At 67.0% G+C, this 11,706-nt stretch carries 9 protein-coding genes; 5 read left to right on the top strand and 4 right to left on the bottom strand.

Annotated elements, in window-relative coordinates; all coding sequences use genetic code 11:
- Window positions 1-561 precede the first annotated feature (561 nt).
- A complete protein-coding gene (gene uvrA / locus JNK84_RS21540; RefSeq protein WP_293428097.1) occupies window positions 562-3,468 on the bottom strand; it encodes an excinuclease ABC subunit UvrA in 2,907 nt (968 codons plus the stop codon).
- 359 nt (window positions 3,469-3,827) lie between these two features.
- Here uvrA and ssb point away from each other — a divergent pair, with 359 nt between their 5' ends.
- Window positions 3,828-4,349, top strand: a complete 522-nt coding sequence (gene ssb, locus JNK84_RS21535) for a single-stranded DNA-binding protein (RefSeq protein WP_293428095.1) — start codon at window positions 3,828-3,830, stop codon at window positions 4,347-4,349.
- Between the two features lie 27 nt (window positions 4,350-4,376).
- Here the strand turns inward: ssb and JNK84_RS21530 are convergent, their stop codons facing one another.
- On the bottom strand, window positions 4,377-4,922 hold the full coding sequence (locus JNK84_RS21530; protein ID WP_293428093.1) for a TetR/AcrR family transcriptional regulator: 546 nt from the start codon (window positions 4,920-4,922) through the stop codon (window positions 4,377-4,379).
- A 79-nt stretch (window positions 4,923-5,001) separates the two neighbouring features.
- On the opposite strand from JNK84_RS21530, the gene JNK84_RS21525 reads away from it, so the two are divergent.
- Window positions 5,002-5,379 (top strand): hypothetical protein, encoded by a 378-nt coding sequence (locus tag JNK84_RS21525; protein WP_293428091.1) that lies wholly within the window; start codon window positions 5,002-5,004, stop codon window positions 5,377-5,379.
- A 242-nt stretch (window positions 5,380-5,621) separates the two neighbouring features.
- Window positions 5,622-6,017 carry a DUF2306 domain-containing protein gene (locus JNK84_RS21520; protein WP_293428089.1) on the top strand — a complete coding sequence of 132 codons (396 nt, stop codon included), beginning with the start codon at window positions 5,622-5,624 and terminating at the stop codon, window positions 6,015-6,017.
- Between the two features lie 5 nt (window positions 6,018-6,022).
- On the opposite strand, the gene JNK84_RS21515 is transcribed toward JNK84_RS21520, so the two are convergent.
- The gene (locus tag JNK84_RS21515; protein WP_293428087.1) at window positions 6,023-6,655 is read right to left on the bottom strand and encodes a MarC family protein; all 633 of its coding nucleotides are present in this window, start codon (window positions 6,653-6,655) and stop codon (window positions 6,023-6,025) included.
- 254 nt (window positions 6,656-6,909) lie between these two features.
- Here JNK84_RS21515 and gyrA point away from each other — a divergent pair, with 254 nt between their 5' ends.
- Entirely contained in the window at window positions 6,910-9,645 is a 2,736-nt protein-coding gene (gene gyrA / locus JNK84_RS21510) for a DNA gyrase subunit A (protein WP_293428103.1), read from the top strand.
- A 172-nt stretch (window positions 9,646-9,817) separates the two neighbouring features.
- Here the strand turns inward: gyrA and JNK84_RS21505 are convergent, their stop codons facing one another.
- Window positions 9,818-10,984, bottom strand: coding sequence for a M20 family metallopeptidase (locus tag JNK84_RS21505; protein ID WP_293428085.1), 1,167 nt, complete (start codon window positions 10,982-10,984; stop codon window positions 9,818-9,820).
- Window positions 10,985-11,111: 127 nt separating this feature from the next.
- On the opposite strand from JNK84_RS21505, the gene coaD reads away from it, so the two are divergent.
- Window positions 11,112-11,630: a pantetheine-phosphate adenylyltransferase gene (gene coaD, locus JNK84_RS21500; RefSeq protein WP_293428082.1), complete on the top strand. Its 519-nt coding sequence runs from the start codon at window positions 11,112-11,114 to the stop codon at window positions 11,628-11,630.
- Window positions 11,631-11,706 lie beyond the last annotated feature (76 nt).

Below are 11,706 nucleotides of genomic sequence, written 5' to 3'. Positions count from 1 at the left end.
TATAGATTCCCTTGTCTCCACCCGCCGAGCTTTCAAGCCCGCGACTTGGGAGTCGCTGAGCCCAAGACCGCCCGCGTCAACATGCGCCTGCCCGGGTCCTCGATCAGCGCCTGATCCCCGAGGCGATCAAGCGCGCAGTGCGGGGTAGCCAGCGCCGGCCGACCGGCTACCTATCCGACACTTCGCCTTTTCTCGCCTTCCGCCAATGTTCCGATCCAGCCCGGGCGGCAGAGCGGATGCCGCTTCCGATTCTGATACCCTCGAGAAGGCCGCGCCCCGCGCGGCCCGCCCCACGAGGGCTCCGGATCGAAAAGACGACGTGCCGGTGGCACGTCGTCCGATCCGGTCGGCCAGAGCCCAGGCGGAGGCCGAGGGGGGCCCCGCATTCTCGACGCTGGGGATCGGGGCGGGCAAGCCCAGGCGGACCGCGAAGCGGGCCAACCCCGGGGTGGGCTGGCCCGACCCGATCGACGCGGGTCGATCGGGCAAGAGCGGACGGTGCGCCCGCTTATTGGCGGTTTTCGCGAGCTGATCAGGCAGAGGTCGTATGAAACGCCGTAGCTACTCCGCCGCCACCCGCCGCCGTTCCAGAAGCGGCCGCAGGTAGTGCCCGGTGTGGCTGCCCGCCGCGGCGGCGATGCGTTCCGGGGTGCCGGTGGCGACGATGGTGCCGCCGCCGTCGCCGCCCTCCGGGCCGATGTCGATGATGTGGTCGGCGGTCTTGATGACGTCGAGGTTGTGCTCGATCACCACCACGGAATTGCCCTGCTCCACCAGTTCCTGCAGCACCTCCAAGAGCTTGCGGGTGTCGTCGAAATGCAGGCCGGTGGTCGGCTCGTCGAGGATGTAGAGGGTGCGGCCGGTGGAGCGCCGCGCCAGTTCCTTCGACAGCTTCACCCGCTGCGCCTCGCCCCCCGACAGCGTCGTCGCCTGCTGGCCCACCTTCACATAGCCGAGGCCCACCCGCATCAGCGTCGTCATCTTGTCCCGGATCGAGGGCACGGCGGCGAAAAACGCCTCGGCATCCTCGACCGTCATGTCAAGAATATCGGATATGCTCTTGCCTTTGAACAGAACCTCCAGCGTCTCGCGATTGTAGCGCTTGCCCTGGCAGGTCTCGCAGGTGACGTAGACGTCGGGCAGGAAATGCATTTCGATCTTGATGACGCCGTCGCCCTGGCAGGCCTCGCAGCGGCCGCCCTTGACGTTGAAGCTGAACCGCCCGGGCTTGTAGCCGCGCGCCTTCGCCTCCGGCAGCCCGGCGAACCAGTCGCGGATCGGCCCGAAGGCGCCGGTGTAGGTGGCGGGGTTCGACCGCGGCGTGCGGCCGATCGGCGACTGGTCGATGTCGATGACCTTGTCGAGCAGTTCGATGCCCTCGATGCGCTGGTGCGGGGCAGGGGCCTCGCTCGCCCCGTTCAGCTTGCGCGCCACCGCCCGGTAGAGCGTGTCGATGAGCAGCGTGGACTTGCCGCCGCCGGAGACGCCGGTAATGCAGGTGAAGGTGCCGAGCGGGATCTCGACATCGACATTCTTCAGGTTGTTGCCGCGCGCGCCTACGATCTTGAGGGCGCGGCCCTTCTGCGGCTTGCGCCGCTTCGGCACGGGCACGCCGAGTTCGCCCGTCAGATATTTGCCGGTGAGCGATTTCGGGTTCGCCATGATGTCGGCGGGCGTGCCCTCGGCGATGATCTGGCCGCCATGGATGCCCGCGCCCGGGCCGACATCCACGACATGGTCGGCCTGGAGGATCGCATCCTCGTCATGCTCGACCACGATGACGGTGTTGCCGAGGTCGCGCAGCCGCTTCAGCGTGCCGAGCAGGCGTTCGTTGTCGCGCTGATGCAGGCCGATGGAGGGTTCGTCCAGCACGTAGAGCACGCCGGTCAGCCCCGAGCCGATCTGGCTGGCGAGGCGGATGCGCTGGCTTTCGCCGCCCGACAGCGTGCCGGAATTGCGCCCGAGGGTGAGATATTCGAGGCCGACATCGACGAGGAAGTGCAGCCGCTCGCGGATTTCCTTGAGGATGCGCCCGGCGATCTCGTTCTGCTTGGCCGTCAGCTTCTCGGGAAGCGTCAGGAACCACTCGTTGGCCGATCGCACCGACAGCTGCGAGATCTCGCCGATGTGAACCGCGCCGACCTTCACGGCGAGCGCTTCCGGCTTCAGGCGGAACCCCGCGCAGGCCTTGCACGGCGTATCGGAGACGAAGCGCGAGATTTCCTCGCGCGCCCAGTCGCTTTCGGTCTCCTTCAGCCGCCGCTCGAGGTTGCGGACGACGCCCTCGAAGGTCTTGGTCGTCTCGTAGGACCTCAGACCGTCGTCGTAGCGGATGGTGACGGTCTCCTCGCCGGTGCCGAACAACAGGACGTTCTGGACCTTTTCCGGCAGCTTGTGCCAGGGCGCGGTCAGGGTGAAGCCGTAATGCTTCGCCAGCGCCTCCAGCGTCTGGATGTAGAAGGGCGAGGAGGACTTGGCCCAGGGCGCGAGCGCGCCCTTCTTCAGCGACAGTTCCCTGTCGGGAACCACCAGTTCGGGGTCCACCGTCTGTTCGACGCCGAGGCCGTCGCAGGCGGGACAGGCGCCGAACGGGTTATTGAACGAGAACAGGCGCGGCTCGATCTCCGGGATGGTGAAGCCGGAGACGGGGCAGGCGAACTTCTCGGAGAAGATCACCCGCATGGGCTCGCCGGACTGGTCCTTCTGGTCGGCGAACTCGACGACGGCGATGCCGTCCGCGAGCTTCAGCGCGGTCTCGAAACTGTCGGCAAGGCGCGTCGCCATGTCCTGCCGCACCACCACGCGGTCGACCACCACGTCGATGTCGTGCTTCAGCTTCTTGTCGAGCGCCGGGGCATCGGCGATCTCGTAGAAGGCGCCGTCGATCTTGACGCGCTGGAAGCCCTTCTTCTGCCAGTCGGCGAGTTCCTTCCGGTACTCGCCCTTGCGGCCGCGCACGGCGGGGGCCAGCAGGTAGAGCCGGGAGCCCTCGGGCAAGGCGAGCGTCTTGTCGACCATCTGGCTGACCGTCTGGCTCTCGATCGGCAGGCCGGTGGCCGGCGAATAGGGCACGCCGACGCGTGCCCACAGAAGGCGCATGTAGTCGTAGATCTCGGTGACCGTGCCGACGGTGGAGCGCGGGTTCCTCGACGTCGTCTTCTGCTCGATGGAAATGGCCGGCGACAGACCGTCGATCTGGTCGACATCCGGCTTCTGCATCATCTCCAGGAACTGGCGCGCATAGGCCGAGAGGCTCTCGACATAGCGGCGCTGGCCCTCGGCATAGATCGTATCGAAGGCGAGCGAGGACTTGCCGGAGCCCGACAGGCCGGTGAACACGACCAGCGAATCCCGGGGGATCGTCAGGTCGACGTTCTTCAGGTTGTGCTCGCGCGCGCCGCGCACGGTGATGGCGCGGGAGTCCGGACGGCGCACGTCGTCGCGGAACTTGTCGAAAAGATCGCTCATCAAAAGCTCTCGGGCCGGGGTCAGGCGAACCTAACCCGCGGCCGGCAAGTGGTTGGCAGCAGCAGAACCGATGTCCCCAAATTAGAAACGCCAAGCCTTCCGCGCCAGTGCCCCGGCGCAGGCCGGAGGTCCGATTCTGCCTTGGTCTCCCGCGCCGGCACGCTAGCAGCGCTTGCAATGCGCATCAAGAACAAATAAGGAACATGCGGATGGGCCGGCGCGCCGCCCCGCGAAGCTGGGGATAGGTCGCGAAATGCCGGGGCCGCGCGGTGACGCGGCTGCCCGAACGTGGGAAGGCTCGGCCGTTCAGCGCAAGGCGCCCCGGATGCATGCGTCGCGGGGAAGAAGGAGAGGCGAAGATGGCAGGCAGCGTCAACAAGGTCATTCTGGTCGGCAATCTCGGCAGGGACCCGGAAGTCCGCCGCCTGAACAACGGCGAGCAGGTCTGCAACCTGCGTCTCGCCACCACCGAAACCTGGCGCGACAAGGCCTCGGGCGAGCGCAAGGAGCGCACCGAGTGGCATCAGGTGGTGATCTTCAACGAGAATCTGGTGCGCGTCGCCGAACAGTACCTGAAGAAGGGCTCCAAGGTTTACGTCGAAGGCCAGTTGCAGACGCGCAAGTGGACCGACCAGCAGGGCGCCGAGAAATATTCGACGGAAGTGGTGCTGCAGCGCTTTCGCGGCGAGATGGTGCTGCTCGACAGCCGTGGCGGCGGGGGCGGGGCCTCCGACTATGGCGACGATAGCTTTGGCGGTGGCGGCGGCTTCGGCGGCGGTTCCATCGAGGGGCGCTCCGGCGGCCGTTCGGATGCTCCGAAGCGGCCCGCGGCGCCGGCCGGTGGCGGACGCCGCATGGACGACGACGAGATCCCGTTCTGACGCTCCGGCCTGCGGCGCGGGTGGCGGTCAGCCGCGCCGCGTCAGCATGGGCAGGACGATGACGAGCGCTTCGGTCAGCCGCTCCTCGCGCGGAAGGCCGCCGATCCGGTACTGGCCGATCAGCCCCTGATAGGCGAAGCGCGCGCGGGTGAGCGCTTCGGCCGCGCCGAAGCCGAGCGCTGAAAAGAGATCAGCGACATAGTCGAGGCGGCGCTGGTCCACGGCATTCATCGCGGCGCGCGCATCCGCGTCCTGATCCGCCCAGTTGCGCACGGCCATGTCGAGCCGGCCGTCCGCGCCGATGACGATGGCGAAGAGGTGGCCGAGTTTCTGGCCCGCGTCGCCGCCGCGCGCCTCGACGCGGGCGATGATGTCGCCAGTCGCCGACGTCTGCCACGCCTCCAGCAGGGCCGCGAGCAGGGCGGGGCGGTCCTTGAAATGCCAGTAGAAGCTGCCCTTGGTCACCTTCAGCGCGGCGGCCAGCGGTTCGACCCGCACGGCCTCGACGCCGCCCTCGGCCATGGCCGCCATGCCCGCATTGATCCATGCCTGTCGGTCGAGCCGGTCATTCATGGCGGCGACCATACGTTGCCGTATTGACGCGGGCAAGCGGCCGCCCTAGCGTCCATACGGCAACGTATGGAGATGCGGAATGACCTATCCGAGCCTGCTATTGGCCGCGCTGCTCACCGTCGCGGTCGGCCTGCTTCACTCCTGGCTGGGAGAGCGTTTGCTTATCGGGCCGTTGCTTGCTGCTCCGAGCGCCGACGGACCGCTGCAGCGACGCTTCCTGCGACGAGTCCTGCGCAACGCCTGGCACATCACGTCCTTCGCCTGGGCCGGAATGGGCCTTGCCCTCGCGAGCCTCGCCTTCGCGCCGCTCGATATGCAGGGCAGGCGGGTCGCCATGATCATCGGCGCGGTGTTCGTCGGCCATGGCCTGTTCGTCTTCGCCATGAGCCGCGGTCGCCATGTCGGCTGGCCGTTCTTCCTGGCGATCGGCGGGCTGGCGCTGTGGGCGGCCATGTGAAGCGGATGCGAGGCCCGGCTGCTCCGGTCCTGATCGGCCGGCCGGGCCGCCGGTATCGGCAGCCCAGGGATCGGGGCAAGCCCCATGGCGGAGCAGCGCGTCGTCGCGGGGCGGTTTCGCCCGGCAGCTCAGCCCCCCACGGCTCAGCCTGGCGAAGCCTCAGCAAGCACCGCGAGCGCGACCGGGTTGACAAAGCGGTATGTGAATGTAAATAACTTAACCATCCCCCACCGAGGTCCGCCATGACGCTCGCGCCTCTGCTCAACGCCCCGCTCGCGATCCAGATCCATGCCGTTGCCGCTCTCATGCTGGTGCCGCTGACGGCGGTCCAGTTCTGGCGGCGCAAGGGCGGCGTCCATCACCGCGCCCTCGGCTGGGCATGGGTTGTGCTGATGGCCATCGCAGCCGTTTCGTCGTTCTGGATTCACTCGATCCGGCTGGTGGGATCATTCAGCCCCATCCACATCCTGTCGATCATTACGATTGTCGGCCTGTTCGGCGCCATCCGCGCCCGGCGGGCGGGGAATATCGCCGAACACCGCCGGACCATGATGATGATCACGGCCGGGTGGTTCGTCGCTGGCGCGTTCGCGTTTCTGCCGGGACGCGTGATGTTCCAGATGGTGGCGGGCGGCTGAGCGGGTCAGGCCGCCCGTATGGCGGCGCGGATGCCGTCGATGACGAACTGCACGGCGAGCGCCGCCAGAATGATGCCGAGCAGGCGCGAGACGACGACATTGCCGAGCGTTCCCAGCATCCTGTCGACGCGCTCGGCGGCCTGAAGGCATATCCACGAGATCAGGATGACCACGGCAAGCACCGCCACCAGCGTCGCCATCAGCGCCGGGCGGCCCTCTGCCTGACCGGCGAGCAGCAGGGTCGCGGTGATCGCGCCGGGGCCGGCCAGCAGCGGGATGGCCATGGGAAAGGCGGCGACATTGACGATGTGCTCCTTGTCGATGGCGTCGCGGGCCACCTCGTTCTTGCGGTTGGCACGCAGTCCGAACACCATCTCGAAGGCGATCCAGAACACCAGCAGGCCGCCCGCGATGCGGAAGGCCGGCAGCGATATGCCCACCTTCGACAGCAGCCAGTCGCCGACGAAGGCGCATGAGGCGAGGATCGCGAAGGCGATCACGCAGGCGCGCCAGGCGACCTGCCGGCGCTGGTCGGCGGAGAAGCCCTGCGTCACCGCCAGGAAGATCGGCACGAGCGCAATCGGCTCGACGATTACCAGCATGGTGACGAGAGCGCCGGTCAGGAATTCGAGGGTCATGCGCCCGCTTTCGCTCCGCCATCCACGGCCCTTTTCACGGGCCTTGACGGGTATTTCTGCCCGCTTGTGACGCCTATCGTCCACAACCCTGATAGTCGCCCGCTCAAATATCTGAAATCAAAAGGGAATTTTGGCGACCAAAACGACGTGCGGGGTTGGAGATCGCGGGCGGAATCGGCTAGAACGGCGCCAGTCGGCGGATGCCTCGCGTCCGCGCCACCGGAAGAGTTCAATTGGCCGAAAACGACGACACGATGCCGGGCGGCTCGCAGCCCTCCGACCCGACCGAAATCCGCCCCATCTCGATCACCGACGAGATGCGCCGGTCGTATCTCGATTATGCGATGAGCGTGATCGTCTCGCGCGCGCTTCCGGATGCGCGCGACGGCCTGAAGCCCGTCCACCGCCGCATCCTCTATTCGATGCACGAGAACGGCTACGAGTGGAACAAGCCGTATCGCAAATCGGCGCGCGTCGTCGGCGACGTTATCGGTAAGTACCACCCGCACGGCGACCAGTCGGTCTATGACGCACTGGTCCGCATGGCGCAGGATTTCTCCATGCGCGTCGAGCTGATCGACGGGCAGGGCAATTTCGGCTCGGTGGACGGCGATCCGCCGGCGGCGATGCGCTATACCGAGGTCCGCCTCGAGAAGATTTCCGACCAGCTCGTCTCCGATCTCGACAAGGATACGGTCGACTTCCAGGACAATTACGACAATTCCGAGCGGGAGCCGAAGGTCCTTCCCGCGAAGTTCCCGAACCTGCTGGTCAATGGCGGCGGCGGCATCGCGGTCGGCATGGCGACCAATATCCCGCCGCACAATCTCGGCGAGGTGATCGACGCCTGCATCGCCACCATCGACAAGCCCGAGATCGAGATCGAGGAGCTGATGGACATCGTGCCGGGGCCGGATTTCCCGACCGCCGGCCTGATCCTCGGTCGCACCGGCATCCGTCAGGCCTACCAGACCGGGCGCGGCTCCGTGATCATGCGCGCGCGCACGTCGATCGAAACGGTGCGCCGCGAGCGCGAGGCGATCATCGTCACCGAGATTCCCTATCAGGTGAACAAGGCGCTGATGCTGGAGCGCCTCGCCGAGCTGGTCCGCGAGAAGCGCATCGAGGGCATCGCGGAATTCCGCGACGAGAGCGATCGCGACGGCCTGCGTGTGTGCATCGAGCTGAAGCGCGACGCCGTCGCCGACGTGGTGCTGAACCAGCTGTTCCGGTTCACCGCGCTGCAGCAGAGCTTCGGCTGCAATTTCGTGGCGCTGAACGGCGGCCGTCCCGAGGTGATGAACCTCAAGGACATGCTGGTCACCTTCATCGCCTTCCGCGAGGATGTCGTTTCCCGCCGCACCAAGTTCCTGCTCGGCAAGGCGCGCGACCGCGCCCATATCCTGTGCGGCCTCGCCATCGCCGTCGCCAATATCGACGAGATGATCAGGATCATCCGGACCTCGGCGGATCCCGCCACGGCCCGCGAGGCGCTCATGAGCCGCGACTGGGACGCCAAGGATATCGCGCCGCTGATCCGCCTGGTCGATGATCCGCGCCATCCGATCAACGACGACGGCACCTATCGCCTGTCCGAGACGCAGGCGCGCGCCATCCTCGATCTGCCGCTGCGCCGCCTGACCGCTCTCGGCCGCGACGAGATCGGCGATGAGCTGAAGAAGCTGTCCGAGGAAATCGTCGATTATCTCGACATCCTGCGCTCGCGCGCCCGCATCCAGACCATCATCAAGGACGAGCTCACCGCGATCCGCGACGAGTTCGCGACGCCCCGCAAGACCGAGATCGTCGACGGCGTCGGCGAGTTCGAGGACGAGGACCTGATCGCCCGCGAGGACATGGTCGTCACCGTCACGCATACGGGCTACGTCAAGCGCGTGCCGCTATCGACCTACCGGGCGCAGCGCCGCGGCGGCAAGGGCCGCTCGGGCATGCAGACCAAGGAAGAGGATTTCGTCACCCGCCTCTTCGTCGCCAACACCCACACGCCGATCCTGTTCTTCTCCTCGAAGGGGCAGGTCTACAAGATGAAGGTCTGGCGACTGCCGCTGGCGGCCCCGCAGGCGCGCGGCAAGGCCTTCGTCAACATCCTGCCGCTGGACTCCGACGAGCGGATCACCACGATCCTGCCGCTGCCCGAGGACGAGGCGACCTGGGGCCAGCTGGACGCGATGTTCGCGACGACCCGTGGCACGGTCCGGCGCAACAAGCTCTCCGATTTCGTGCAGGTCAATCGCGGCGGCAAGATCGCCATGAAGCTGGACGAGGGCGAGGCCATCGTCGATGTCGCCGTCTGCACCGAGGCCGACGACGTGCTGCTGACCACCGATGGCGGCCAGTGCATCCGTTTCGCGGTGCCCGAGGTGCGCGTCTTCAAGGGCCGCGATTCCATGGGCGTGCGCGGCATCAACCTCGCCGAGGGCGCGCGGATCATCTCCATGGCGATCCTGCGCCATTTCGAGGCGAGTTCCGAAGAGCGCGTCGCCTATCTCAAGATGCGCCGCGCGGTGGCGGGCGAAGCCAATGGCGACGAGGCTGCCGACGACGAGGAGGCCGCCGCCGCTGGCGAATTGTCGACCGAGCGCTACGGCGAGATGTCGGCCGCCGAGCAGGTGGTGCTGACCATTTCCGAGAACGGCTATGGCAAGCGGACCTCGTCATTTGAGTATCGGATTACCGGTCGCGGCGGCAAGGGCATCGTCGCCATGGTGGTGAACGAGCGCAACGGCCCGCTGATCGCCTCGTTCCCGGTCGATGACAAGGACCAGATCATGTTGGTCACCGATGGCGGCCAGCTCATCCGCTGCCCTGTCGACGGTATCCGCGTCGCCGGGCGCGGCACGCAGGGCGTCATCGTCTTCGACACCCACGAGACCGAGAAAGTGGTCTCCGTGGAGCGCATCACGGACGAGGGCGAGGACGAATCCGGCGAGGGCGACGCGGAGGCTGGCGAGGCCGATGCGGGCAAGTAGGGCTCGGCGTGCGCCGCGCACTCATTTAGGTGGCGCCTGACCCTCGCATCATGCCCGGCCTTTCGCCGGGCATCCGCGAATTCCTCAACCCGCGCCGGTCAAGTCGGGGATGGCGGGCCGAGCCCGGCCATGACGCGAAGCGGCGGCGCCTGTTACCGCCGCATCGACGCGCTCAATCCACCTTCGTCCTGAGGATCGCCAGCGCCAGCGCCTGCGCGCGCGGCACGATGCTGTCGATCTCCAGATATTCCTCGACCGTATGGGCATTGCCGCCGACCGGGCCGACGCCGCAGATGGTCGGCGTGCCGACGCTCGCGGTGAAGCCTGAATCGGCGCAGCCACCGGAGAATTCGCCGGCAAGGTTCGGCAGGCCGGCATCCCTGGCCGCGTCCTTGTAGGCGGCGAAGATGGCCTTCGAGGCCTCGGTCTCCACTACCGGCAGGAATTCGCCCTTGATCTCGAGCTTGGCCGTCGTGCCCGGCACGGTCGGCGTGTCGATAATGGTCTGGATGGCGGCCAGCGTCTTCGCCCGGTCAGCCGGGTGGATATAGCGCAGGTCGATCTGGCCCTCGGCATGCGGAGCCGTCGTGTTGACGGACTGGCCGCCCGAGACGAGGCCGACATTGAGGGTGATGCCCTTGTCGAGATCGGTCAGCGCATGGATTTGAACTATTTTGTGAGCAAGTTCTCCGATTGCGCTGATTCCGCTTGTGAAATTTCCGCCAGAATGCGCCGCCTTCCCATAGATGTCGAAGCGCATGAAGACGCCGCCCTTGCGGCCGGTGGTGACATTGCCGGTGGGCCGTCCCGGCTCGGAATTGTAGACGGCGCGGGCGGCGCGGCCCTCGCGCTCGATCACCGGCCGCGAGGACGGCGAGGCGATTTCCTCGTCCGAGGTGATCAGCACCTTGACCGGGCAGGGCGCGCCGCCGAGCGCCTTGAAGGCGGCGGCGACGAAAACGTTCATCACGAGGCCCCCCTTCATGTCAGCGACGCCGGGGCCATGGGCGCGGTTGCCCTCGATGGAGAAGGGCCGGCGCGACACCTCGCCCTTGGGGAACACTGTGTCGCGGTGGCCCATCAGCAGGATCGGCTTCTCGTTGGCGCCGGGTTCCGCCACCAGCCCGTGGATGGCGTCGCCGAAGACCTCGTGCGGCTCCCTCCAGCCGGCAATGCCGTGCTCGTCGAAGAAGCGCAGGAAGCGCGCGCCCACGGCATCGACGCCGGATTTGTCGTAGGAGCCTGAATCGATGTCGACCACCTCGCGCAGCAGGTCCACCATCGCGTCCTTGCGCGCGGCGATCCAATCCATGACGGCGGCTTCTGCGTTATCGGGCATGCGTGTCTCCTGAAGGCGCGGCATTCAAGCCGGATGGAACGCGCGGCGCAACGTGGCGCGGGCATGGTTCCCTTGCGCGCGCCTTTCGCCTTCGCTAAGCCGAGGCCGGACCAAGCGGCGGAGCCTCATGACCAAACGCATCGCGCTCTATACGGGTTCGTTCGATCCGGTCACCAACGGCCATCTCGACGTGATCCGCAATGCCTGCCGGCTGGCGGACGAACTGGTCGTCGGCATCGGCGTTCATCCCGGCAAGACGCCGATGTTTTCCGCCGATGAGCGGCAGACGCTGCTGGCCGAGGTCTGCCAGCCGATCGCGGCGGCCGAGAACTGTGTCTTCCGCACCATTACCTTCGACGATCTCGCGGTCTGGGCGGCGCAGCGCGCCGGCGCCAGCCTGTTCATCCGCGGCCTCCGGGACGGCACCGACCTCGATTACGAGATGCAGATGGCCGGCATGAACGCGGCCATGGCCCCGGACGTGCAGACCGTCTTCCTGCCGGCCTCGCCAACGGTTCGCCCCATCACCGCCACGCTGGTACGCCAGATCGCCGTCATGGGCGGCGACATCACCACCTTCGTCCCGCCCGCCGTCGCCCGCGCGCTCGCCGCCAAGGTCGCCGCGCGGGTGGCGAACAAGACCTGACCGGCCCATCTATCCCTTCCGGCCATTGTTGCCTCGGAGACAAGCCCTTGAAGCGCCGCACCTTCCTCGCCAGCAG

It is taken from the genome of Phreatobacter sp. (assembly GCF_016793595.1).
Taxonomy (GTDB): domain Bacteria; phylum Pseudomonadota; class Alphaproteobacteria; order Rhizobiales; family Phreatobacteraceae; genus Phreatobacter.
The sequence above is the reverse complement of the archived record's forward strand: the minus strand, read 5'-3'. Positions and strand labels throughout refer to the sequence as shown.